Raw genomic sequence first — 22,769 nt, 5'->3', positions numbered from 1 at the left:
GATCTATCACTGTCCACAACCGCATCCAACAACACTTATCCCCGCATATCAGTTTCCCGAATACATGAGCGAAATCGCTGTCGTCCTGCCGGACGGCTCTGAACTGGGCGTGCCCGAAGGAGCGACGCTGGAGGATGTTGCCTACGAGATCGGCCCCGGCCTCGGCGACGACACCGTCGCCGGCAAGATTGAAGGCGAATTAGTCGACAAAGCAACCCCCGTCAGCGACGGCGACCGAGTCGAGATCGTCACCGACCAAAGCGACGAATACCTCTCGGTGCTGCGGCACTCGGCGGCCCACGTCTTCGCACAGGCCCTGCTGCGGCTCTACGACGACGCCAAACTCACCATCGGCCCGTGGACCGACGAGGGCTTCTACTACGACATCACGGGCGTCGATCTCGACGAGGACGACCTCCGCGAGATCGAGAACGAGATGCAGGAGATCGTTGAGGCCGACTACGATATCGAGCGCGTCGTCTACGACCGCGAGGCGGCCGTCGACAAGTACGAGAGCGACAACGAGTACAAACTCGATATTCTGGAGGCCGAAGCCAGCGACAGCGACGAGATCTCCTTCTACGAACAGGCCGAATTCGAGGACCTCTGCAAGGGGCCGCACGTCGAATCGACCGGCGAGATCGGTGCGTTCAAGCTCCTCAACATCTCCTCTTCGTACTGGCGCGGCGACGAAGAAAACGATACCCTGACCCGCGTTCACGGCACCGCTTTCGAGAGCGAATCAGATCTCGAAGCGTTCCTCACGATGCGCGAGGAGGCCAAGGAGCGCGACCACCGCAAACTCGGGCAGGAACTCGATCTATTCTCGATTCCGACCGTCACCGGCCCCGGCCTGCCGCTGTATCACCCCAACGGCAAAACCATCCTCCGAGAGCTAGAGGCATACGGCGAGTCGATGAACGACGAGTACGGCTACGAGTACGTCGAGACGCCGCACCTCTTCCGTACGGAACTCTGGAAGCAGTCGGGGCATTACGACAACTACGTTGACGATATGTTCCTGCTCGATGTCAACGACGAGGAGTACGGCCTCAAACCGATGAACTGCCCCGGCCACGCGACGATCTTCGAGCAGAACTCCTGGTCGTACCGTGATCTGCCCGTCCGCTACGCCGAAAACGGCAAAGTCTATCGCAAGGAACAACGCGGCGAACTTTCGGGGCTCTCCCGCGTCTGGGCGTTCACCATCGACGACGGCCACCTGTTCGTCCGGCCCGAACAGATCGAATCGGAGGTCAACGACATCATGGCGATGATCAACGACGTACTGGAGACGTTCGATCTTGACTACGAGGTCGCTCTCGCCACGCGGCCGGAGAAATCCGTCGGCAGCGACGAGATCTGGGAGCAAGCCGAATCCCAGCTCGAAAGCGTCCTCGAAAGTGCGAACATGGACTACGAGCTTGAGGCCGGCGATGGTGCGTTCTATGGCCCGAAGATCGATTTCGCCTTCACCGACGCGCTCGGTCGCAAATGGGACGGCCCGACCGTCCAACTCGATTTCAACATGCCCGAGCGGTTCGATCTCTCCTATACGGGCAAGGACAACGAGGATCACCGCCCGGTGATGATCCACCGCGCGCTCTACGGCAGTTTCGAGCGGTTCTTCATGGTGCTCATCGAGCACTACGACGGGAAGTTCCCGCTGTGGCTCGCACCCGAACAGGTGCGGATCCTCCCGATCAGCGACGACGAACTCGGCTACGCCCACCGGCTAAAAAACGACCTCGAAGCCGCCGATTTCCGCGTCGACATCGAGGATCGCTCCTGGACGCTCGGTCGAAAGATCCGTGAGGCACAGGACGACCGGGTGCCGTACATGCTCGTCGTCGGCAGCGACGAAGCCGAGGCCGGCACCGTCTCAGTGCGGGATCGCAAGGAGCGCGAACAGCAGGACGTAGACCTTGACTCCTTCATCGATCACCTCACCGACGAACGCGCCGAGAAACGCGAAGCACCCGACTTCGTCGACTGAGCGAGTCGCGTTACCGACGACCCGACCTCGCCGCGGTGTTTATTCGACTCCTCTCCATCAGTGCTGGTATGCGCGCCGTCAGATTCCACAGCCATGGTGGCACCGACGTACTCCAGGTAGACGAGATCGACCGCCCCGAACCGGCGGCCGACGAGGTGCTGATCGTCGTCGACGGTGCAGCCGTCAACCCTGTCGACACCTACTTTCGGGAGGGCTCCTACGAGCCGTTCACGCTGCCGATGATCCCCGGAATCGACGCCGCCGGCGAGATCAGTGCCGTCGGCGACGACGTGACCGGCTTCAGCGAGGGCGATACTGTCATGGCTACCGGCATCGGCAAGGCCCACTACGGCGGCTACGCGGAGTACGCCGCGATTCCCGACGACCGAGTCGTCACCCTTCTCGACGGCGTTGACACCGTCGAAGCCGGCGCGGCAGGCGTTGCAGCCGTCACCGCCTGGCGCGCACTCATCGATCACGCAAACCTCCAACTCGGTGATTGCTGTCTGATCCACGGGGGAAGCGGCGGCGTCGGCCACGTGGCTGTCCAAATCGCAGCCGCCGCGGGCGCGGAAGTCATCACAACTGCCAGCCCAGGGTATCACGACGAGCTCGGCGAGCTTGGCGCGGATCACGTCTTCGACTATCACCGCGATGATCTCGCCGACGCAATCGTTGACGCCAGCGACGGAGGTGCCGATGTGATTCTTGACCATCGCATGCATGAGTACCTCCAGCTCGATGCCGACGTGGCCGCCACCGGCTGTCGGGTCGTCGGCATCGGCGAAAAGGAGCAATCGGTTGGCTTCAACCAGTCTGCAGCCGTTCGCCGAAAGGATCTGCAGCTGACGCTGATGAGCATGTTCAACACGCCAGATCTGCGAGATCCGCTCCGAGATGTATCGCGACTACTGGCGTCGGGCGACCTGGATATTGAGATCGCTCAGCAGTACGACCTTGGCGGTGCAGCCGAGGCTCAGCGTGCGGTGCTCGAAGAGAGCTTCCTCGGTAAACTCGTTGTCACCCCCTGAGCAGCCGGGCGGCTATAGTACCAAACTCAGTTGACGACGAACGCGTATCCCGCCGCGGCACCACCGATGAGCCCGCTGGCAACGAGGGCTGCCCAGGGATGGAACTCCAGCCAGTCGTACTGTGTCGGGAAGCTGTAGATGACCTCCGACGGAACCAGCAGCGTCCAGGCGGCTGTCAACCCAAAGATAGCCAGCCCAACCGCGAGCATGATCCCGGCGACAAGCGTCGGATCCGCCTGCCCGCGAACGCCCGAGAGGAAGATCACGACCCCGAGGATTGCCAGAAAGATCCCGCCGGTGAGACCAAACGGGCCGGCCGCGTAGTAGGCACCCAACAGCTCCGTCTGTCCGGTAACAAGCACATACGGCGCGGCGGCGACCACGGTGAAAACGAGTGACGCCACGGCTCCGAGATACGGCAGCGTGCGATCCGGCTCCATACCGAGTGCTCGGCCGGCCGTCCTGTTAAATCGCCCGAGATGAGCTGGAAGGGAAATCGGTAACTACCCCGCCGTGAGAGACGTGGTATGGATCGCGTTGCGATCGTCGGCGCGTCGATGACTCAGTTTGGCCAACGCGAGGGCTGGATCCGCGAGCTGCTCGCGGAAGCTGGTCGGGACTGCTTGGCCACCGCCGGTATCGACGGCGACGACCTTGAGCATCTCTACGTATCGAACATGGCCAGCGGCGAGTTCGAGGGCCAAACCGGGGTTGCCAACGCCGTTGCCCACGACCTCGACGCGCTGCCGGCCTACACCGCCCGGATCGATCAGACAAGCTCCTCCGGCGGCGCGGGCGTCCACAGTGCGTGGCAGTCGGTTGCCTCCGGCGCGAGCGACCTGACGCTGCTGATCGGCGGCGAGAAGATGACTCACCGCTCTACCGCCGAGGCGACCGACGTGATCGCCTCGCTGACCCACCCCGCGGAGTACAAACACGGCGTCACGCTGCCCTCCTTTGCTGGGCTGACCGCCCGCCGATACCTCCACGAGTACGACGCCCCACGCGAAAGTCTCGCCAAGGTCGCCGTGAAAAATCACAAAAACGGCGTCGACAACCCCCACGCCCAGTTCCAGAAGGAGGTTGACCTCGACACCGTCATGGAGTCGCCGATCGTTGCCGACCCGCTGCGGCTCTATGATTTCTGCCCCATCACCGACGGCTCGGCTGCCCTGCTCATGTGTCCCGAATCAGTCGCCAGCGAGTACGCCGACGAGTACGCCGTCATCTCCGGGATCGGCGGCGCGACCGACACCCACGTCGTCCACGAGCGCGCGGATCCGACCGTCATGGGTGGCGTCGTGGATTCCAGTACGATCGCCTACGAACAGGCCGGTCTCGGTCCAAACGACATCGACGTAGCCGAACTGCACGACATGTTCACGATTCTTGAGTTCCTCCAGTCGGAGGGGTTAGGCTTCTTCGAGCAGGGCGAAGGCTGGAAAGCCGTTGAGGAGGGTGTCACCGACCGCGACGGCGAACTCCCGATCAACACCTCCGGCGGCCTGAAATCGAAGGGCCATCCGCTCGGTGCCAGCGGTGTCGCACAGGTGTATGAGATCTACAAACAACTCACCGGCACCGCCGGGCCGCGCCAAGTCGACGCCGAAACCGGCCTCGCCTGTAACGTCGGTGGCTTTGGCAACTGTGTGATTACGACGATCATGGAGGCAGGCCAATGAGCGACCGAGAGAAGACACACGACGCTAAGAGCGACGAGCCGCCGATGGAAGCCGCCCGCTACCCCGACGGGTCGATCCTGTATCCGGCGCATCCGCTCGGCCCCGATGGCCAAGAGCCGATCGAGATGGTCGATCTCAGTGAGTACCGTGCGACCGTTGTGACGTGGACAACCTCAACGGCGACACCCTCGGGTGTCCGTGAGCCGAACCACCTCGCTATCGTCGAGTTCACCGTTGACGGCGAATCGGTGCGAGCGATCGGCCAGCTCACCACCGACGAGGTTGCGATCGGCGATGCCGTTGAACCAGTCTATGCGCCGGAGCTCCGCGATCCCGACGCCGGGATTCGCGAGCCTGACAGTCAGTCATGGGATGGGTATCGGTTCCGTCCGGTCAAGTAACTATTCGTCGGTGTCGTCGTCTTCCGTCGAGTTGTCCGGGGTCTCATCACGCTCCGCGTCGTCGATCGCCTGTTCGGCCTCGTCGAGTTCGTCTTTGATCGATTCGAGTTCGGCGTCGACATCGACCGATGGGGTGTCGTCATCGGCGTTGTTGCCGTCGTCAGCCGGCGACCGGCTGCTGTCGTCGCTGTCGTCACCGCCATCGCTAACGTCGATCATCACGCCGTCGTTGGCTTCGGCGGCGTTCGACTGTCGCTTCCGGGTCGATTTTCTGTCTCGTTCACGATCCCACTGATCGTTGACAGTTTGTTCGGCGTCGCGAAGCCGCGCTTCGATCTCGCCGGTTAACTCACGGGCGTCGGTGATGAGATCGCGGGATTCGGCGTTTTCCGGAAGATCAGCGTCGGACAGTGCGGTGCGAAGTTCGGTCAACGCGTCGGCAAGCTGCCGTCCGGCCTCGCTGCCGGCCTCGTCAAGCCGGCCTCGGACGGCAGCACTTTCCTCGCTGGCAGCACGTTCGGGATCGGCCAACCGAAGCGTTCGTCGCAGCAGTTCGAGTGAGCGAACCGTCGCCTCAAGAATCGCGATCAGCGTCGGGATCGTATACTGCTCGGTAAATCGGAGCAGTTCGCTCAGCCGCGGCGGCTGTGGTGGCCCACGCTGCTCTTCGCTGCGAAGCTCACTCCGCAGGTCTGTGAGTGTCGCCTCTAACTCGTCAAGTTGCGCCGCCAACTCATCGTTGTCCGGTGGATCGGACGGGGTGTCTGCGGACGGGGTCATACACTGTTGTTGGGCCGCAACTCTGTTAAGACTGTGGCAGCGGTATAGGCACAGTAGAATACACAAGCAGTATTACCTGTTTGATCGGCTATGTGTGTTTTCTTCGTCGCTTACGCTGTTGTACCCCTCCGAGTTGATTACTTGTTAGAGGCTCTCTTCTGCCCTTTTTCGACATATTCTACAATAAAATCAACATCAGAATATAGCCGACGTAAACCGGCTTCTTATGATTCTCGGACACATAGAATATGTATACCAATGGCCGCACCATGGACGACTTCCGCTGGCGTTGCCTACATGGGGCTGTTTTGTCTCAGCGGCCTCGCCTGTTTTGCCTCGATTCCACGAGCCCGCAGCTTCAACGATGTCGAGATGCGGTATGGACTGGTCGGCCTGCTTGCGACAACCGGTATCTGGGCGATGTTTAAGACTGCGTTTTTTATCGTCCCTGATCCGCTCCGAGAGGCAACCTACATTGTCGGCCTCGTTTCAGGGTTTGCCACCGTCTGGGCGTGGCTGTACTTCGCGTCTGCCTACACCGGTCGGTCGCTGCATAAGAATGCCACACTTCGCCGACTCAGTGTCGCCGTGTTCCTTACGGTCGTCTTTATAAAGCTCACAAACCCATTTCATGAGCTCTACTTCACCACGACGCTGGTGACAACGCCGTTCCGCTATCTGGCGATCAACCACGGCATCGTCCACTGGGTCGCAACAAGCCTGTCGTACGTGCTCGCTGCTGTCGGCCTGTTCATGGTTTTTGAGCTGTATGTCGAGTCAGGGTACGACACCAAACCGATAGGGATCCTGACCGGGCTGCTTGCCCTCCCGGTTACACTTGATATTGTTGCGATTGCGAGCCCGGAGCTGATCAACTTCATCTATGCCCCGATCGGGGTCGCCGCCTTCGCCATCGGCACGCTGTTCATCTTTGGCGAACAGTTTCTGGCTGTCCGAACCACCGCCCAGGGTGATGAGGCGGCGATCATTCTCGATGACAGCGGCCGGATTCAGGATTACTCGCCGGCTGCCGAAGCCGCCTTTCCTGAACTTGTAGCGTCGACCGGCGGGTCGCTTGCCGACGTGCTCCCGGCGGTCGCCGCCACCCGCGAACGCGACAACGAGCAGATCGTTACACGTGACAGCGATACGGGGACGGAGTACTATCTTGTCTCCCCGCGGTCGATGACCCTTGGCGATGCCGCAGTCGAGGTGCTCGCCCTCACCGATGTCACGGATATCGAACGGCAGCGACGCACGCTCATCGAGCGCGAGCGCGAGCTTGACGAGCAAACCGAACTGTATCGGGCTATTATCGCCGCCAGCTTTGCGTTTGTGTTTCGGCTTGATCTCGACGGCCGGTACGAGTTTGTCTCACCGTCGGTTGAGGGGTTTCTTGGGTACGAACCCGACGAGCTCATCGGCAACTCGGTGGTGATGCTCACACCGGATGACGACACAGCTGAGCTTGCTGAGAACTCCCTTGAGGAGGTCGCAAACGGTGAATCAGTTCAGATTCGTGACTTCCCAATTGAGGCTCGTTCCGGTCAGACGGTGTACGCCGATGTCCGGGCGGTTCCGATCTATGCGGCCGATGTTGCACTCGAGGCGCGGACACCCGCTGATATCGTCGGTGCTCAGGTGATGGTTCAAGACGCGAGTGATCGACGCCAGCGTGAGGGGCTTATCAGTGTCATCAACCGCGTGTTGCGGCACAACGTCCGCAACAAACTGACCGTAATTACTGGCTACGCCAATATGTTGGCGGCCGAGCTGGATGGTGACGATGCCGAAAAGGCCGAACAGATCGTCGGCACCGCTGATCGGTTGCTCGATCTCACCAAATCCGCACGCCAGATCGAGGACAATCGTGAGCTCTCCCCGGAGTTAGAGGCAGTTGATCTCGCCCCGGTACTACACGACGCTATCGACCAACTCAACACACGGTACCCCGAGGCGTCGGTCACGGCTGAGATTCCAGCCGCTGCGACCGCAATGACGTTGCCACGGATCGAGACCCCGCTGTGGGAACTGCTCGAAAACGCCGCTGTCCACGGTGGTGAACATCCAGCGGTAACCCTTGGTGTCACCGAAACTGACGAGCAACTTCGGATCACGATTAGCGATGACGGCCCGGGGATACCGGAGGATGAACGGCAGGTGTTGGCTGAGGGGAAAGAGGAGCCGCTCGTCCACGGTCAAGGGCTTGGTCTGTGGCTTACCTACTGGATCATCACGACCCTCGATGGCGAGATCAGCGTCCCAAAATCACAGCAAGGAACCGTCATCGAGATTCGACTTCCAACCCCATCGACAACGGCATAGCACCTCGGTCGACAGTACGACACCGCGACGGGGTGCTGATTGTTCGCCGCACGATGTTAGGCCGACCAAAACGTATATCCCTTTAGGCATGCCTAAGAAGTTGTATGGCAACTACCGACGTAACCGAGTCAACGACTACGGCTGAAGTCCCGGATGACACGCCACATGTCACAGTCTGTAACGCGACACCTGATCGAACCGTGTTCACCGAAGAAGGTAATGAGGACGGCTGGATCGCCACTGACTGCAGCGTCACTGTCACAGAGTAAGCCGTTTGTTTCTGTTGTAATCGATAGATGTAGTTGTGACTCCGCGTTAGTTACTTGTTAGACAGCTGTGTGGTGGCTGTTCGGTACGCTAAAAAATGAGAGGTCGCGGCGGTCGTTAGTTGGTTGCCGACTCAACGACAAGCGTGTCGTCTTCGAGGTAGTGTTCGATATGGTGGGCGTCTTCCTCGATCTCGATGAGCTGCTCCTTGAGGAGATGCTCGGTTGTCGGGTCACCAAGGTTGGCCGCCAGCTGGATGTGGTCGCGCATGCCTTCGATAATATCACCGTAGGCTTCCATGTCGTTTGCGAGCGAGGTTCTGATGTCGTAGACATCCTCACCCTCAAACTCGATGGTGGCATGGTCTTCCTGACTGGTCGGGCCAGCGATCGGCACACCGCCGATGGCCTGGGCGCGCTCGGCGATCTCGTCGGCACCTTCCTCAAGCGTTTCGGCGGCTTCGCCGAGGAGTTCGTGGATGTCGTTGAACTCCGCGCCCTCAACGTTCCAGTGATGCTTCTTGATCTGGTGATACATCACGTACGCGTTGGCGATATCTGTATTCAACGCGTCGATGATCTGCTCGGCCTTGTCGCCATCGAGACGCAGTGCCTCCGACTGCTCGACCGCATCGAACTGCTGGCGAACTGTCTTTTGGGTGCTCATAGCAATTAGTTACTAGACTGCCATCCACTTAAATATTTGGGATACAGAAATAGCTTTTTTGATTTCAAAAACTATTGTTTGCGAAAGTAACGAACTCCGGCGAGCGGTGTCATTACACAGTTGGCTCACTCCCGTCTGGTTAGTTCGCTGATTCCGCCGACAGTGTCTACGACACCGGCTGCTCGTCGGTGTCTCCGTACCGATGTATTCATAGTTGCACAATCTCGAAGCGTTGGTATGAATCGCGCCGAGAAGGCAGCCCTCCAGCTACAGGCTGTTGCTGTCCTTCGGATGCTGAAAACCGACCGCACCTACGCGGAACTCGCCGCGGAGACCGGCCTGCCGGATGGCGATCTCAACCGATACGTCAACGGCCACGTGCTTCCCGGAGCCGACCGCGCCGAGAGGATCGTCGGCGAAATCGGCCAGGAAGCTATCGCACAGGAACTTCGATCCCGGGTCAGCGTCGATGACGAGGGGTATGTCGACAACTCGGCGATTGTCTTCGATCAGTCGTTTCTCGACCGTGTCGCACCGGTCGCCGCCACCAGCGTTGGCTTCGAGCGCCCGGATGTGGTGTTGACCGCCGCCACCGACGGCATCACCCTTGGGGCGGCGATGGCATCGTACTTTGATGCCCGGCTCGCCTACGCCAAGAAATCAAAGGAGACCGCCGTCGAGGAGTTTATTGAGGCTCGCCAGCGGCTCTCCTCAGGGATAGAGCTCACCTACTACCTGCCGGCTGCCGGACTCGCTGCGGGTGAATCGGTGCTCATTGTCGACGATCTGATTCGATCGGGGGAAACCCAGGAGCTGTTGTTGGATATCGCTGCCCAGGCTGACGCCGCAGTTGTCGGTGTTTTCACGCTGATCGCTGTCGGCGACGAGGGGTTGGCCCGCGCTCGCGGCCGCACTGACGCGCCGGTGGCAGCACTCACGACCGTTGAGTAGCCTATGCGGTAGCGATCGTTCCCACGCTCGACACTTCGTTTCTCAGCATATCACGATCGTTCATCCGAATTCGACGGCGATCTAGTAGTCCACCACACAATTATGCGAATTTTTAAGTCAGTGTCGCAAGCAACCGCTACATACCACAAATGGGACTCAACTCGTTTTTCGATCTTGACGATCACGACACCGATGTCAACTCGGAGGTGATCGCCGGCGCGACAACGTTCCTCGCAATGGCGTACATCATCGTCGTCAACCCGACGGTGTTGTCGAACGCGATCAGTATCGAAGGCTACAGCGACCCCGAGGTCTTCCAGATGATCGCCATCACGACGATCCTCGCCTCGGTGGCCGCGATGTTGGTGATGGCGCTGTATGCAAACCGGCCGTTCGGGCTTGCCCCGGGGTTGGGGCTGAACGCCTTCTTCGCGTTCACCGTCGTTCTCGGCTTAGGCATCCCGTGGCAGACGGCACTCGCCGCCGTCTTTGTTGAGGGGATCATCTTCATCGTGTTGACCGCTATCGGCGCACGGGAGTACATTATCAACCTCTTCCCCGAACCGGTCAAGTTCGCTGTCGGCGCGGGGATCGGCGTCTTTCTGTTGTTTATCGGGTTACAGGAGTTTCAGGTGATCGTCAACGATGATGCGACGCTGGTGACGCTCGGCTCGGTTGGCTCAAATCCGGTGGCGATCCTCGGACTATCCGGCGTTGTGCTAACGCTGCTGTTGTGGGCCCGCGGTATCACCGGTTCGATCATCATCGGGATTCTCACGACCGCCATCGCCGGCTGGGGGCTCACCCTCGGCGGCGTCGTTGACCGCGGCGTGCTTGTCAACGAATCGGTGCTGTCGGCGGTCGAACAACAGGGTGTCGTTGGTGTGATCACCGGGATTCAGTACGACATCACACCGCTGGCTGGCGCGTTCATCGATGGCCTCTCACGGGTCGAACCACTTACCTTCGGCTTCGTCGTACTGACCTTCTTTTTCGTCGATTTCTTCGATACGGCCGGCACGCTGATCGGGATCGCACAGTTCGGCGACTTCCTCGATGAGAACGGCGAACTCCCGGAGATGGACAAACCGTTGATGGCTGACGCCGTCGGCACAACCGTCGGCGCGATGCTCGGCACCTCAACGGTGACGACCTACATCGAGTCCTCGACCGGTGTCGAAGCCGGCGGCCGCACCGGGCTCACCACGCTCGTTGTCGCCGGGCTCTTTCTGTTGATGATCCCGTTTGTCGCCATCGCGTCGGCGATTCCGAGTTACGCCTCGTTTATCGCGCTGGTGATCGTCGGCGTCATCATGTTTGAGGGCGTCGTCGATATCGATTGGCGCGATCCGGCGTGGTCGATCTCGGCGGCGTTGACGATCACGATCATGCCGCTGACGTACTCGATCGCCGACGGGCTGGCCGCCGGGATCATCAGCTACCCGCTGGTGAAGGCCGCCGCCGGCGAAGCCGACGAGATTCGGCTTGGCCAGTGGCTACTTGCGGCCGTGTTGGTCGTCTACTTCTACGTTCAGACCAGCGGGATGCTGCTGTAGCCTGGGGCTGCTATCCTTTGATCTCGCTACGACGCCATGCTGAGACAGTGATCTGCCCCGTTAGAAGCGTGCGACGCATTGCAGGACTGTACCAGACCGCTTTTGCGCGATTGCTTCATTACCACACATATGTCAAACACCGCTGCAACGTCGAGTCCCACAGGAATTCAGTGGCCTACCAACACACTGGGGTACGTCGCTATCATCGCTGCCATCATCACTGGCGTCGTTCACCTGCTGGCTGTCACCAGAGCCATCCAGTTCAGCCAGATGCTTGCGATCCTGTTTGCGCTCAATGGGGCGGGCTTTCTGGGCGGGGTCGGGATCTATCTCACCCGCTACTGGCGACGCTCGCTGTTTCTTGTCGCCGCGGCGTATGCGATCATCACGATCCTCGCGCTGTTTGCGTTTCAGGGCTGGAGCATCGAGGCGTTCTACATGGGCGGAAGCCTCAACCCGATTGCTGTGATCAGCAAGGCAGCTGAGGCCGCACTGGCGATCAGTGCGATCGTGTTGTACAGCCAAGCTAACGCCTGATTGCGGTCGTCGCAGCCGATCCGACGCCGCCCAACCGGTCGGGATCTCGCGCTCGAGGCGGTTTTACACACAACACCAGTGGCTTCATTTGCACCCCGTCCGTAAAACGGCTGATGTCAGATCTCATCCTCTATGAACTGCCGGGCTGTCCGTACTGTGCGAAAGTCACCTCAAAACTCGACGACCTCGGGCTTGCGTATGAGTCCCGAGAGGTGCCGCGCTCACACAGCGAGCGCACCGAGGTCAAGGAGGTCAGCGGTCAAACCGGGGTGCCGGTGTTGATCGACGAGGAACACGATATCGACGGGATGCCCGAGAGCGACGATATCGTCGCCCATCTCGACGAACACTACGCCTAAGCCTCAGGTTCGGCCGCTCGTTCCTGGATCAGCTCTCGGATCGCTTCCGGATCTGAGATCCCGGCCAACTCCTCACAGGAGACGATCGCCGTCCCACCGACGGACTCTCGTTTCGTTCGGTCGGTCGTGAAGTATACTGACCGGGTTTTTGTGACGCGACCGATCGACCCCATGAGTTCGGCTCGCTTTTCGGCGCTTTCGGTAAACGATGAGTGACCGGTCAACACGTCGCTGGCTCGCCGCCCGGTCGCCATGCTGACGGCCTTAAACGGCGAGCGCGTCGTCGGATGCACGTCGAAGCCAGCCTCCGCCAACACTGTCAACACGTGTTCGTCGTCAGGGTCGGCGTCGGGCTCGTCCGGAACCGGGTCAGCGTCGTGGACATCCTCCGCGCCATCAAGCACGGAGACCGGATTCGAGAACGGCTGATCAAACAGCTCCTCCAGCTGGATCGCCACCTCGATCGAGGCGTTCATCCCGTCCTCGTACTTTGAGACAGTTCGCCGGGAGACACCGAGTTCGGTCGCCAGCCGGCCCAAACTCCAGCCGCGGTCTTCGCGTTCGTCGGCCAGCAGATCGCCGTCGATGCTGACGTAGAGGCCACCGGGAGCGGCGTAGATCAGGGGTGGAACTGCTTCGACGAACAGGTCGTAGGCGGTATCGGGGTTGAACACCGGGACGCCGTGGCGGAAGTAGACGACGCCGGGTTTGAGATCCTCGTTGCGCGTTCGTAATCCGATCACCATCGGCGTCGCCGACAGATACTCGCCGAGTCGGCGGAGCTCCGCACCGGTTCCGGCGTTGAATGCGTCGATATTGCCGAGTATCTTCAACAGCACGAGATCCTCCCCGCGACGGGCCGCGAGATCGAAGCTCTTCGGCCGGACGGAACACCGGTCGCTGACAAGGAAGTCGGCATCCTCCAGCATCGCGGTGACGTTACCGACCAGTGCTGTCCGTGACATAACCGAGGCTAGCCTGTTATCACATATATACGTTGCGGCACCGAGAGCCGGCTGTCGGCGTCACGTCAGTTGATTTCTCCGGTCACAGCACCGATACGATTTTATATAAACCGGCTCGGCCGACCCGAAACCGATTTTCGCGTCGCGGCGGTACAGCCATCGATGACCGTTATCGGGCTCGACGATACCGACTCTCGAACGCAGGGGATGTGTACAACCTACCTTGCCGCCCGAGTGGCCGAGTCGATCGTCGACGCCGGCGGGCAGGTCACCCACACATTGCTCGTTCGGCTGAACCCGGCTGTCAAGCACAAAACGCGTGGCAACGCCGCGTTGGCGATTCACACCGATCTTCCGGTCGCCGACGCGACCGGGATCGCTGTCAAGCAGATCGAATCGCTCGCTGTCGACACCGACGCCCGAACAAGTCCCGGGCTCGTTGTCGCCGACGACGGTTCCGAGACCGTCCCCGACGCTGTCGCCGATTTTGCCGCGCACGCAATGTGCGATCAACTCAGCCTCACCACCGCGGTCGATATCGCCGACGCGGCAGGCTATGAGCATCGTGGCTGGGCCGGCGAAAGCGGTGTCGTCGGCCGCGGCCGGATCGGCGCGCTGGCGGCTGTCGGCGCGTGGACGGCGTTCGACGAATGGACGTACGAACAGATCGCCTACCGCGAGTTCGATCGTTGTGGCTCCCCCCGCGATGTTGACCTCAACTCGGTGTTTGCGGCCGCCGACCGCGGCTATCCGACCGTCTGGGATACCGTCGGTCGTGAGGCGGGCCAGGCAGTTTGTGTGCCAAACGCCCCCGGCCCGATCCTCTATGGGATTCGTGGCGACGACCCTGATGCCGTCGCCCGTGTTGCCGACGCCATCGACAGCGAAACAGTCGAACGAACCCGCTGTTTTGTGACGAATCAGGGAACCGACCTGCACCTGCAGGCAGGCACGCTTGGCTCGCTGCATGATGGCGTGGCCTATCGTGTCGACGGCGTCGTCACCGAGCCGCCGAACACACGAGCAGGCGGCCACGTATTCTTTACACTCGGGTCGTCACAGGGCGATAGCCCTGACGACGGCGACAGTGCCACCACCGCCGACTGCGTCGCCTTTGAGCCAACGAAACAGTTCCGCGAGCGGGTGCGTTCGCTCCGAGTCGGCGACCGACTCACGGTCTGTGGCGAGTACAGCGACGGCACGATCAAACTCGAAAAGTTCGCTGTTCGGGCACTCCACCGTACCGAGCGTGTGACCCCGACCTGTGGGGGCTGCGGTCGACGAATGAAGTCCGCCGGCCGCGGACAGGGGTATCGGTGTCGGGACTGCGGCACGTCGGTCCCAGGGAAGGTAACCCGACAGATCGATCGAGAACTAGAGCAGGGCTGGTATGAGGTGCCGCCGTCTGCGCGTCGCCACATCGCCAAACCGCTCGTTCGCGGCGGGTTCGACGCGCCCACACATCCGGAACGATAGATGGGCGGACTCGACTACGCGGCCGTGGTGCCGTAGGCAGCTATCACGGTTTCGATGCGGTTGGCCAGCACATCCATATCCGCGGCGGCGTGGTCGCCCTTGTAGACAAACTCGGTGACGCCGTTGTCGACGGCGTCGCTGGCGAGCGGTTCGAGCTTCTTGCCCGTCAGGAGGATAATCGGGACTGACGGCTCGGTACCAGATTTGTTAAGCGAGCCAGCAAACTCGATGCCGGTCTCATCCGGGAGCTCGTAGTTGACGACGATCACATCGAAGCTATTGGTTTCGAGACAGGTTCGTGCCTCGCTGGCTGTTTTGACGGCTGTCAGCTCCATCTCGTGGTTCGATTCCAGCGCGTCGACAACCCGCATCGACATGAACTCGCTGTCTTCGACCAGCAGTATCTTGGGTGCGGTCATCCCTGTGGCTCCTCGGGGGGTTTTGGCCCGCTGTCGTGCCCTGTGTGTTGGTGGTGTGTCATCGCCCGAATACTCCGTTATCGACGCTATGTGTCCCGACTACTTATTTTTGCGTCTCCTCTGGGCGGGTTCTCACTGACTGAGCCGACGGTCACGGCTGCTCGACAGCCCGACGACGGCGGCGAGATCAGTAGCTGTCGACGTTGGTGCCGACCGAACAGACGTACTCGCCGCTGGCGACCTGCGGCAGCCGCCGTGACCGCCAGAGAATGCCGCTGTTGTCGGCGGTGGCCTCAGCCTTGACACGTCCGAACGTGTCGGTGACGGTAAACAGCGTGTCGCCGGCATCGATGCGGTCGCCGAGGGCGGCACGGTACTCGACCAACCCGCCGGCCGACGCGCCATACTGATCGAACCGCTTGGCTCTGGTTTGCCGTTCCATCGAGGGTCCGCCGTCAAGAAACTCGTAGTGCCGAAGAACATTGTACACGCCGTCGACACCGGCTTGCACGCTCTCGGGGTCGAACCCGACCGAGCCGCCGAGTTCGGGGTCGACGGTTGGAATCCCTTCATCCGGGGCGACGCGGGCGAGTTGTCCCTCCGGGCCTTTCTGATCGAGAACGTAGCCGCAGTTGAAGACCTTCGCCAAGCGGAGGCACTCGCTGTGCATCGTGTGTCGCCGACCACAGCGCACCCGCACCTCGTTGATCATGCGACTAGTCGAGCCCTGGTGGAGATCCAAGATCAGATCTGCTGTGTTAGCAACGTCAAAGACGGCATCGGCGATCCGCTCGCTGGCGGTGCCCTCGCCGTCGCCGGGGAACGTCCGGTTGAGCTTGCGGTCGTCGATCGGGTTGCGGTGTTCGGCGATCTGAAAGCCGTGATAGTTGACGATGCCGACGACCATGATCTCGCCGGCGATCTCAGCCGGGTCAAGCTGTGGCACCACCTCTCGAATGACGCCGAGGCCATTGAGCTCGTTGCCGTCGCTGACCGCCTGCAGATAGAGCCGCTTGCCGTCGTCGGCCCCGTTGATGACCGCAACCGGGAGCCGCGCCGGGCTGCCGTCGCGGGTCTCACCAACCGCAAGCCGACCGGTGTCGATCGCTCCGGGATCGGCCGCGGCGGTTCCAAGCGTAATCGTCATTGGCGAAGTGAGGGACGCCCCGTTCTTTAGCGGTTCGATCCCACGTGAGCACCCCAACCGTGCTACTGACTCTCACGCTATCATTTTGCCGTGATAGGTTGATGAGGTTGATAATGGATGCGGAGGCCAGCCCCCTCGACGGCTACCGCCAGTTTTTCGCCCTCTCCGGCGACGTGTTCGTCCTCTCAATCGCCATGTTTGCTTTCAGCCTCGGTTTTCAGATGACAACCCGGTTTCTCCCGGAGTATCTTCGTGTTCTTGGTGCCAGTGGCTTCGTCATCGGGCTCTTCGGGACGGTTGGGAATCTCATCAGCGCGCTGTACCCGTACCCTGGTGGGGCGGTCTCTGATCGGATCGGCTCTCGGTATGCGCTGACCCTCTTTGGGGCGGCCTCAACACTCGGCTTTCTGGTGTGGGCGATCGCGCCGTCTTTTGGGACAATTGCGATCGGCGGGCTCACGATTCAGCCGTGGCTCTGGGTGTTTGTCGGCCTCGTCCTCGCACAAGCGTGGAAGTCGTTTGGGCTGGGGGCGACGTTTGCGATCGTCAAACAGAGCGTTTCAGCTGAGCAGCTGGCTCGTGGCTTTGCCAGCACTGAGACCTTCCGCCGAAGTGCGTTTCTGTTGGGGCCCGTACTTGCTGCCGGCCTCCTTGCGTTACACCCCGATTTTACCGTGAGTTTCCGCTATATCCTTGCTGTCGCCGTTGTCGTCGGTGTCGTTGCCACCGCTGTCCAACACACCCTGTACGATGCGAGCGATGATAGTTTCGGCGACTCAGTTGAGGGGCTGTCGCAACTGCGCTCGGATCTCCGGTCGTTGCCGTCGACGCTCCGACCGCTGCTCATCGGCGACACCTTGGTTCGGTTTGCCAACGGCATGGTCTACGTCTTTTTCATCATCGTCGTCACCGAGTTTCTCGACGTCGGGCTGTCGCTCTCACTGCCGGGTGTCGGCGGTGTCGACCTCGCGCCGGCGACATTTTTCGGCCTCTTGCTGGGCGTCGAGATGATCGTCGCGCTGTTGGTGATGGCTCCGGCCGCCGCCCTCGCCGAGCGGGTCGGGCTCAAACCGGTCGTTGCAACCGGGTTTGCGGTGTATGCGATCTTTCCGGCGTTGTTGATCAGCGCGCCCCCCGATGCCGTTGTGCTTACAGCTCTCTTTGCGTTCTCTGGGCTTCGGTTCGCCGGCCTCCCAGCACATAAGGCGTTGATTGTCGGCCCGGCCAAGTCCGACGCTGGCGGGCGCGTGACCGGTGCGTACTATCTACTTCGGAATCTGATCGTGATCCCGAGTGGGGCGCTTGGTGGCGCGCTTTACGGCGGGTTGCCGAACCCCTTCGGCGCGGGCCAACTCATCGCCGGTGCGCCCACGCTGGCGTTCGCTGCTGCGACCGTGATCGGCCTCGTTGGCACCGGCTACTTTCTCGTCGCTGGCGAGGAGTTTACCGCCTACCAGTGATTGGGGGTCGGCAGCTGCGACTGAGTATGGTGGCCGGCAGTCGGTGCCGCTTTTATCATCGCGTTCATAGCGGCTGTTATGAGTGAGTCCGACGCTGACGCGGACGCGGATGGCCCGCCGACAGCGGCCCTCCTTGACGCGCTGGCGGTGAAACGAAACACGCTGGTCGGTGTCGGTGTCGGGATCGGCGTTGCCGCGCTGGCATACGCTGTCCGTATCTTTGAGCTGCTTGGCCCGGTTGGGTTCGAGCGGACGTACCCGATCGTCGGCCCAGAGGCCTGGTTTCTGCTGTTGGCGATCGTGTTTGCGTCGGCGACGGCACTCGGCGTTGTCGTCGTGTTGACCGCGATCCGAGCGGTACGGCTCTCAAAAAACGTGTGAGCTAGTCAGCGGCCGCTTCGCTGTTTTCGATGGCCTCGATAGCCTGTGGGGTGAGCTCGTAGATGTTCTGTCTGGCGTCGGCAAAGTAGACATCCTCTTCGACGAGGCCGATCCGTTCGAGGCGTTCGAGGGCATACCGGACGGTACGTGCCGAAAGCATCGATTCTTCGACGATCCCCTTCTGGGTAAGGGTACCGTTGTACTCTAAGACTTTGAAAACCAGCTTTGCGCTCGGGGGAAGATCGTCAAGCGTTTCGTCGTCTGTTCCAGCCATCGATACCGATTCCGAGCGACAGCAGTATAAAACTTCACCAGTATCACGGCCGCCCGACACGCCTTTCACCCGGCCACCCGTTTGATCGGCCATGTCAGATGCCCAAGCCGACGCCGGCACCGCCGAGGGCCAAGGCCCGGTTCGGATCACCGAGGCTGTTGCCGACCGCCTCGCCGAAAAACGGGCTGACCTCTTCGAGGAGTTCGAGATCAACGACGAGTTTCCCAGCGAGGTGCTCGTCGAAGCCCGGAAGCGAACCGAAGACGTGTACGACGAGATCGAGGCTGAACTCGACGAGCGGCGCGACCTCCGCGATCTCACGGCGTGGACGACCGACCCCGCCGACGCCCAGGATTTTGACGACGCGATCAGCATCGACGCCGACGAAGACACCTACACGTTGTGGGTGCATATCGCCGATGTCAGCCACTATGTACATCCGGGCTCGGAGATGTGGGCCGAGGCGGTCGAACGCTGTAACACCGTCTATCTGCCCGCTTACACGGTTCACATGTTGCCGCCGGTGTTAGCAGAGACCGTCTGCTCGCTCGTCCCCGAGGAGGATCGGCTGGCCCACACCGTCGAGATGACCATCGACCGCGAGACCCTGTCGTTTGAGGATGTCGACATCTACAAGTCCGTCATCCACAGCGACGAGCGACTGACCTACACCGAAGCCGAAAACCGAATCGAGGAGGGCGACGCGGGACTCCACGAGGAGTGCAATCTCGTCTACGAGTTGGCCGACCAACTCCACGAGCAGCGCAAGGCGGACGGCTCGCTCGTGCTCAACCCCTCACGGGATCGCGCTCACACCATCGTCGAGGAGTCCATGCTGAAAGCGAACAAAGCCGTCACCCACGAGCTGATGTGGGATCGCGGCGTTGAGGCGATGTACCGCGTTCACCCACAGCCGACGCCTGACCAGTGGAATGAGGCGCTCAAGGAGATTCAGGATCTCGACGGCGTGTCGATCCCAGGTGGCTCATGGGACGAACCGCGGAAGGCTGTCAACGCCGCACTGGAGGAGTCGCCGGGGCGACAGCTCAACAAGATTCAGCGGGCCGTCCTCAAGGTGATGCCGCGCGCGAAATACATGAACGACCCCTTCGGCGGCCACCACGCACTGAACTTCGATATCTACGGCCACTTCACGAGTCCGATCCGGCGGCTGTCGGATCTGATCAACCACTGGATCGTCGCCGAAAACGACGTGCCCGAGGATCTGATCGAGCTCTGTGATCGTGCCTCCGACAAAGAGAAAGACGGAGAAACAGTCGAACGCCTCTACAAGCAACATATGGAGGAACTCCATCTCGAAGGCCACGCGATCAACGACCGCGGGCTGGAAGTCGTCGACGACGCCGACTTTGCGGCGATGGATGACGACGAACGCGAAAATATTAATCAGGTGCCCGAAACCCAGCAATAATAGATACCGTTTTTACACCGACGGCAAAACGTTCCGGCAATGCTGCGTAGACAGTTCGTCCGCGAGAATTCCGCGGCCGTTCGTGCTGCCCTCGAACAGAAGGGTGTTGATGTCGACCTCGACCGAATCTTAGAGATCGACGAGGAATGGCGATCGCTCAAAAGTGAGGGCGACGATCTCCGGCATGAGCGCAACGAGGTCTCAAGCACGATCGGCCAGCTCAAAGCCGATGGGAAGGATGAGGAAGCCGAGGAAGCCATCGAACGCTCCTCGGAGCTCAAAGACGAGCTCCAAGCAATCGAAGCCCGTGCCGACGAGCTGGAAGCCGAGCTGGAAGCCGCGCTGCTGACGCTGCCACAGCTACCCGACGATTCGGTGCCGGTCGGCGCGGACGAAAGCGAAAACGTCGAGCGTCGCCGCAACGGCTTCGACGAGCTCAGAGAGCGTCCCGACGAGATCGAACCACACTACGATCTCGGTGAGACACTTGAAATTCTGGATTTCGACCGTGGTGCGAAGGTCTCCGGTGGTGGATTCTACGTTGCGAAGGGTGACGGCGCGCGTCTCGAACATGCGCTGATTCAATTTATGCTTGATCTCCACCGCGAGCAGGGGTATACCGATATCTTCCCGCCGCTGGCAGTCAACAGCGCGTCGATGCGTGGCACCGGCCAGTTTCCGAAGTTCACCGAGGACGCCTACCGGATTGAGGGCGACAACAACGACCCCTACGACGACGATGATCTCTGGTTGCTGCCGACCGCTGAGGTGCCGGTCACCAATCTCCACCGCGATGAGATCCTGCTGGATGACGACCTCCCGCTGAAATATCAGGCCTACTCACCGAACTTCCGACAGGAGGCCGGCGAACACGGCACCGAAACGCGGGGGATCGTTCGCGTCCACCAGTTCAACAAGGTTGAGTTGGTGAACTTTGTTCGCCCGGAGAACAGCGACGAGCGGTTCGAAGGCCTTGTTAGCGAGGCCGAATCCGTGCTTCAGGAACTCGGGCTTCCGTACCGGGTTTTGGAGATGTGTACCGGCGACCTCGGCTTCACACAGGCGAAAAAGTACGACATCGAGGTCTGGGCCCCTGGCGACGACATGGCGGACGGCCCTGCTGTGGGTGGGCGGTGGCTGGAGGTCTCCTCAGTGTCAAACTTCCGGGCGTTTCAGGCCCGGCGGGCGGGGATTCGGTACCGACCTGAGCAACACGAATCGGCGGCGTATCTACACACGCTCAACGGCTCGGGGCTGGCGGTGCCGCGGGTGATGGTAGCGATCTTGGAGTATTATCAAAACGAGGACGGCACCGTGAGGGTGCCGGAGCCGTTGCGACCATACATGGGTGGACAGGAACTGATCGAGGGCCACGATGCCGTCGGTGAGAGCGCGGTCGGTGACGGTGAAACGTCCTGATCTGCGACATGTTGTGTGGTCAACAGCCTTACTCACTCACCGAGCCGTGTCCCGAATTGTAATCTGACGGAAGCCAAAAAACAAATAAAACAGCACCGCGACCGGGATCAGTATCACACTGTTTACGCTTGCTACTGCTACGAACGGGTGAACGTCGTGTAATGCCCGTATACCGGTAGCTGGAAGCACATGGATATAATGATGCTCAGATCGAACACGGACATGTGATCCAACCTCCTCCGGTGCCGAAATGGTGACCTGTGTTTCAGCGGTTTCCCCAGGTGGAACCCGCAACACCTGTTGAGAGTACCGAATCCCGTCTGTTTGGGGTTGTAGAATAACTACTATCGGAAACGGTTGACTGTTTTCAATGGTGGATTGAATCTGTGAGCGTCCACCTGCCTCTATCTGTAGCGGGCCGCCGCTTGGTTCAAACGCAGTGCTAAGGACGGTGAGTTCCTCACTACCACTGGGGATAGCCATCACTGCCGTTACCGGTAGCGAGAGCGCAAGTAAAATCACCACTAAGATAAGCCGGCTGTCAATCGTTTCTCGCCGGTTTGTCTGGCGTGAGGGTGTTCTGGAGTTGCCACCAGCGATCCACTCAACGGCAAGTCCAACACCCACAACAAGAATGCCAACAAGCCCGATTGTCAGCCCCACGTTGGCTGAGGGTGTTCCGCCGAGTCCAATTACCGTGGCAACGTTCGACAGTAGTGCTGAACTGGCCTGTGCAGCAGATCCAACACCAGGGATGGTGACGACTTGACCGTCAAGTTGGAGTGCAACCAACTCAATCTGTGCGTCGGTAACAATCGGCTCCCCGTTCGCTTGATCTGTGACCGCATTCGCATCACCTTTTGTGATATAGCCATTCTCACGGCGATCCTCGATGCGGTGGGTCGTCAAGCCACCATCCTGTATCGTCTGTGCCCTATATGTGACTACATCCCCCTCCGATATCTCTCCAGCGAGTGGCGCGGGAATACCGACAAACCCCGCTCCGGGATTCATCGCCGGCTCCATGCTATCGGTCGCAACGAACGCAATCGGCGACGGAAAGCCGAAGACCTGTGATAGCACAACAAAGACGATAATCGTCGACAGAAGTACGGTAAGCCCGTTGTTAACGATCGCGCTACGGTTCATTTTTATTTATTGATATTACGGATCAGGCCGTGTGTTTGGCTGACTACTACTGTCCCTGATTACCTATTACCGACGTACGGATGTGTATCTACCAGC

The 22,769-nt window shown here is 60.5% G+C and carries 23 protein-coding genes; 15 read left to right on the top strand and 8 right to left on the bottom strand.

Annotation, left to right across the window (positions count from 1 at the left end; genetic code table 11):
* Nucleotides 1-64 precede the first annotated feature (64 nt).
* Both thrS and DP106_RS01075 read left to right on the top strand, forming a co-directional pair.
* Entirely contained in the window at nt 65-1,996 is a 1,932-nt protein-coding gene (gene thrS, locus DP106_RS01080; RefSeq protein ID WP_120082701.1) for a threonine--tRNA ligase, read from the top strand.
* Between the two features lie 68 nt (nt 1,997-2,064).
* A complete protein-coding gene (locus tag DP106_RS01075; protein ID WP_120082700.1) occupies nt 2,065-3,027 on the top strand; it encodes an NADPH:quinone reductase in 963 nt (320 codons plus the stop codon).
* A 26-nt stretch (nt 3,028-3,053) separates the two neighbouring features.
* Here the strand turns inward: DP106_RS01075 and DP106_RS01070 are convergent, their stop codons facing one another.
* Nucleotides 3,054-3,467, bottom strand: a complete 414-nt coding sequence (locus DP106_RS01070; protein ID WP_120082699.1) for a DUF7548 family protein — start codon at nt 3,465-3,467, stop codon at nt 3,054-3,056.
* 87 nt (nt 3,468-3,554) lie between these two features.
* On the opposite strand from DP106_RS01070, the gene DP106_RS01065 reads away from it, so the two are divergent.
* Together DP106_RS01065 and DP106_RS01060 are read left to right on the top strand one after the other, a co-directional pair.
* Nucleotides 3,555-4,709, top strand: coding sequence for a thiolase family protein (locus DP106_RS01065; RefSeq protein ID WP_120082698.1), 1,155 nt, complete (start codon nt 3,555-3,557; stop codon nt 4,707-4,709).
* On the top strand, nt 4,706-5,110 hold the full coding sequence (locus DP106_RS01060) for an OB-fold domain-containing protein (RefSeq protein WP_120082697.1): 405 nt from the start codon (nt 4,706-4,708) through the stop codon (nt 5,108-5,110). Before DP106_RS01065 ends, DP106_RS01060 begins: the two co-directional genes overlap by 4 nt.
* Here DP106_RS01060 and DP106_RS01055 read toward each other — a convergent pair whose 3' ends face one another.
* Nucleotides 5,111-5,890, bottom strand: coding sequence for a DUF7547 family protein (locus DP106_RS01055; RefSeq protein ID WP_120082696.1), 780 nt, complete (start codon nt 5,888-5,890; stop codon nt 5,111-5,113).
* A gap of 258 nt (nt 5,891-6,148) precedes the next feature.
* On the opposite strand from DP106_RS01055, the gene DP106_RS01050 reads away from it, so the two are divergent.
* Nucleotides 6,149-8,215, top strand: coding sequence for an ATP-binding protein (locus tag DP106_RS01050; RefSeq protein ID WP_120082695.1), 2,067 nt, complete (start codon nt 6,149-6,151; stop codon nt 8,213-8,215).
* Nucleotides 8,216-8,319: 104 nt separating this feature from the next.
* On the top strand, nt 8,320-8,484 hold the full coding sequence (locus tag DP106_RS15690; protein WP_165857789.1) for a hypothetical protein: 165 nt from the start codon (nt 8,320-8,322) through the stop codon (nt 8,482-8,484).
* Nucleotides 8,485-8,599: 115 nt separating this feature from the next.
* On the opposite strand, the gene dpsA is transcribed toward DP106_RS15690, so the two are convergent.
* The gene (dpsA, locus tag DP106_RS01045; RefSeq protein WP_120082694.1) at nt 8,600-9,148 is read right to left on the bottom strand and encodes a DNA starvation/stationary phase protection protein DpsA; all 549 of its coding nucleotides are present in this window, start codon (nt 9,146-9,148) and stop codon (nt 8,600-8,602) included.
* Nucleotides 9,149-9,385: 237 nt separating this feature from the next.
* Here dpsA and DP106_RS01040 point away from each other — a divergent pair, with 237 nt between their 5' ends.
* The 4 genes from DP106_RS01040 (at nt 9,386) to DP106_RS01025 (ending at nt 12,551) form a co-directional block, all read left to right on the top strand.
* On the top strand, nt 9,386-10,099 hold the full coding sequence (locus DP106_RS01040; RefSeq protein WP_120082693.1) for a phosphoribosyltransferase family protein: 714 nt from the start codon (nt 9,386-9,388) through the stop codon (nt 10,097-10,099).
* A 149-nt stretch (nt 10,100-10,248) separates the two neighbouring features.
* Nucleotides 10,249-11,655 carry an NCS2 family permease gene (locus DP106_RS01035; RefSeq protein WP_120082692.1) on the top strand — a complete coding sequence of 469 codons (1,407 nt, stop codon included), beginning with the start codon at nt 10,249-10,251 and terminating at the stop codon, nt 11,653-11,655.
* 129 nt (nt 11,656-11,784) lie between these two features.
* The gene (locus DP106_RS01030; protein WP_120082691.1) at nt 11,785-12,192 is read left to right on the top strand and encodes a DUF7475 family protein; all 408 of its coding nucleotides are present in this window, start codon (nt 11,785-11,787) and stop codon (nt 12,190-12,192) included.
* A 113-nt stretch (nt 12,193-12,305) separates the two neighbouring features.
* Complete coding sequence (locus DP106_RS01025; RefSeq protein ID WP_120082689.1) at nt 12,306-12,551, top strand: glutaredoxin family protein; 246 nt, start codon at nt 12,306-12,308, stop codon at nt 12,549-12,551.
* Here DP106_RS01025 and DP106_RS01020 read toward each other — a convergent pair.
* A complete protein-coding gene (locus DP106_RS01020; RefSeq protein WP_120082688.1) occupies nt 12,548-13,516 on the bottom strand; it encodes a transcriptional regulator in 969 nt (322 codons plus the stop codon). The genes DP106_RS01025 and DP106_RS01020 overlap by 4 nt on opposite strands.
* Before the next feature lie 162 nt (nt 13,517-13,678).
* On the opposite strand from DP106_RS01020, the gene DP106_RS01015 reads away from it, so the two are divergent.
* Nucleotides 13,679-14,992: a tRNA(Ile)(2)-agmatinylcytidine synthase gene (locus DP106_RS01015; protein ID WP_120082687.1), complete on the top strand. Its 1,314-nt coding sequence runs from the start codon at nt 13,679-13,681 to the stop codon at nt 14,990-14,992.
* Nucleotides 14,993-15,006: 14 nt separating this feature from the next.
* On the opposite strand, the gene DP106_RS01010 is transcribed toward DP106_RS01015, so the two are convergent.
* Together DP106_RS01010 and DP106_RS01005 are read right to left on the bottom strand one after the other, a co-directional pair.
* Nucleotides 15,007-15,411, bottom strand: coding sequence for a response regulator (locus tag DP106_RS01010; protein WP_120082686.1), 405 nt, complete (start codon nt 15,409-15,411; stop codon nt 15,007-15,009).
* Between the two features lie 187 nt (nt 15,412-15,598).
* A complete protein-coding gene (locus DP106_RS01005) occupies nt 15,599-16,558 on the bottom strand; it encodes a succinylglutamate desuccinylase/aspartoacylase family protein (RefSeq protein ID WP_120082684.1) in 960 nt (319 codons plus the stop codon).
* A 113-nt stretch (nt 16,559-16,671) separates the two neighbouring features.
* On the opposite strand from DP106_RS01005, the gene DP106_RS01000 reads away from it, so the two are divergent.
* Together DP106_RS01000 and DP106_RS00995 are read left to right on the top strand one after the other, a co-directional pair.
* Nucleotides 16,672-18,018: an MFS transporter gene (locus DP106_RS01000; RefSeq protein ID WP_240625300.1), complete on the top strand. Its 1,347-nt coding sequence runs from the start codon at nt 16,672-16,674 to the stop codon at nt 18,016-18,018.
* Between the two features lie 78 nt (nt 18,019-18,096).
* Nucleotides 18,097-18,399 carry a DUF7536 family protein gene (locus DP106_RS00995; protein WP_120082682.1) on the top strand — a complete coding sequence of 101 codons (303 nt, stop codon included), beginning with the start codon at nt 18,097-18,099 and terminating at the stop codon, nt 18,397-18,399.
* A gap of 1 nt (nt 18,400) precedes the next feature.
* Here the strand turns inward: DP106_RS00995 and DP106_RS00990 are convergent, their stop codons facing one another.
* Nucleotides 18,401-18,673, bottom strand: coding sequence for a MarR family transcriptional regulator (locus tag DP106_RS00990; protein ID WP_120082805.1), 273 nt, complete (start codon nt 18,671-18,673; stop codon nt 18,401-18,403).
* A gap of 91 nt (nt 18,674-18,764) precedes the next feature.
* Between DP106_RS00990 and DP106_RS00985 the strand changes: the two genes are divergently transcribed.
* Nucleotides 18,765-20,105: a ribonuclease catalytic domain-containing protein gene (locus tag DP106_RS00985; protein ID WP_120082681.1), complete on the top strand. Its 1,341-nt coding sequence runs from the start codon at nt 18,765-18,767 to the stop codon at nt 20,103-20,105.
* Nucleotides 20,106-20,144: 39 nt separating this feature from the next.
* Entirely contained in the window at nt 20,145-21,524 is a 1,380-nt protein-coding gene (serS, locus tag DP106_RS00980) for a serine--tRNA ligase (RefSeq protein WP_120082680.1), read from the top strand.
* Nucleotides 21,525-21,560: 36 nt separating this feature from the next.
* Here the strand turns inward: serS and DP106_RS00975 are convergent, their stop codons facing one another.
* On the bottom strand, nt 21,561-22,673 hold the full coding sequence (locus DP106_RS00975) for a signal peptidase I (RefSeq protein WP_120082679.1): 1,113 nt from the start codon (nt 22,671-22,673) through the stop codon (nt 21,561-21,563).
* Between the last annotated feature and the right edge of the window lie 96 nt (nt 22,674-22,769).

This window comes from Halonotius pteroides (genome assembly GCF_003605635.1).
GTDB lineage: Archaea > Halobacteriota > Halobacteria > Halobacteriales > Haloferacaceae > Halonotius > Halonotius pteroides.
This window is presented reverse-complemented; position numbering and strand designations above follow the sequence as displayed.

What these genes read in the sequence shown, in the direction of transcription:
- thrS (WP_120082701.1), top strand. Translation starts at nt 65, where the DNA reads ATGAGCGAAATCGCTGTCGTCCTGCCGGACGGCTCTGAACTGGGCGTG.
- DP106_RS01075 (WP_120082700.1), top strand. Translation starts at nt 2,065, where the DNA reads ATGCGCGCCGTCAGATTCCACAGCCATGGTGGCACCGACGTACTCCAG.
- DP106_RS01070 (WP_120082699.1), bottom strand. Translation starts at nt 3,467, where the DNA reads ATGGAGCCGGATCGCACGCTGCCGTATCTCGGAGCCGTGGCGTCACTC.
- DP106_RS01065 (WP_120082698.1), top strand. Translation starts at nt 3,555, where the DNA reads ATGGATCGCGTTGCGATCGTCGGCGCGTCGATGACTCAGTTTGGCCAA.
- DP106_RS01060 (WP_120082697.1), top strand. Translation starts at nt 4,706, where the DNA reads ATGAGCGACCGAGAGAAGACACACGACGCTAAGAGCGACGAGCCGCCG.
- DP106_RS01055 (WP_120082696.1), bottom strand. Translation starts at nt 5,890, where the DNA reads ATGACCCCGTCCGCAGACACCCCGTCCGATCCACCGGACAACGATGAG.
- DP106_RS01050 (WP_120082695.1), top strand. Translation starts at nt 6,149, where the DNA reads ATGGCCGCACCATGGACGACTTCCGCTGGCGTTGCCTACATGGGGCTG.
- DP106_RS15690 (WP_165857789.1), top strand. Translation starts at nt 8,320, where the DNA reads ATGGCAACTACCGACGTAACCGAGTCAACGACTACGGCTGAAGTCCCG.
- dpsA (WP_120082694.1), bottom strand. Translation starts at nt 9,148, where the DNA reads ATGAGCACCCAAAAGACAGTTCGCCAGCAGTTCGATGCGGTCGAGCAG.
- DP106_RS01040 (WP_120082693.1), top strand. Translation starts at nt 9,386, where the DNA reads ATGAATCGCGCCGAGAAGGCAGCCCTCCAGCTACAGGCTGTTGCTGTC.
- DP106_RS01035 (WP_120082692.1), top strand. Translation starts at nt 10,249, where the DNA reads ATGGGACTCAACTCGTTTTTCGATCTTGACGATCACGACACCGATGTC.
- DP106_RS01030 (WP_120082691.1), top strand. Translation starts at nt 11,785, where the DNA reads ATGTCAAACACCGCTGCAACGTCGAGTCCCACAGGAATTCAGTGGCCT.
- DP106_RS01025 (WP_120082689.1), top strand. Translation starts at nt 12,306, where the DNA reads ATGTCAGATCTCATCCTCTATGAACTGCCGGGCTGTCCGTACTGTGCG.
- DP106_RS01020 (WP_120082688.1), bottom strand. Translation starts at nt 13,516, where the DNA reads ATGTCACGGACAGCACTGGTCGGTAACGTCACCGCGATGCTGGAGGAT.
- DP106_RS01015 (WP_120082687.1), top strand. Translation starts at nt 13,679, where the DNA reads ATGACCGTTATCGGGCTCGACGATACCGACTCTCGAACGCAGGGGATG.
- DP106_RS01010 (WP_120082686.1), bottom strand. Translation starts at nt 15,411, where the DNA reads ATGACCGCACCCAAGATACTGCTGGTCGAAGACAGCGAGTTCATGTCG.
- DP106_RS01005 (WP_120082684.1), bottom strand. Translation starts at nt 16,558, where the DNA reads ATGACGATTACGCTTGGAACCGCCGCGGCCGATCCCGGAGCGATCGAC.
- DP106_RS01000 (WP_240625300.1), top strand. Translation starts at nt 16,672, where the DNA reads ATGGATGCGGAGGCCAGCCCCCTCGACGGCTACCGCCAGTTTTTCGCC.
- DP106_RS00995 (WP_120082682.1), top strand. Translation starts at nt 18,097, where the DNA reads ATGAGTGAGTCCGACGCTGACGCGGACGCGGATGGCCCGCCGACAGCG.
- DP106_RS00990 (WP_120082805.1), bottom strand. Translation starts at nt 18,673, where the DNA reads ATGGCTGGAACAGACGACGAAACGCTTGACGATCTTCCCCCGAGCGCA.
- DP106_RS00985 (WP_120082681.1), top strand. Translation starts at nt 18,765, where the DNA reads ATGTCAGATGCCCAAGCCGACGCCGGCACCGCCGAGGGCCAAGGCCCG.
- serS (WP_120082680.1), top strand. Translation starts at nt 20,145, where the DNA reads ATGCTGCGTAGACAGTTCGTCCGCGAGAATTCCGCGGCCGTTCGTGCT.
- DP106_RS00975 (WP_120082679.1), bottom strand. Translation starts at nt 22,673, where the DNA reads ATGAACCGTAGCGCGATCGTTAACAACGGGCTTACCGTACTTCTGTCG.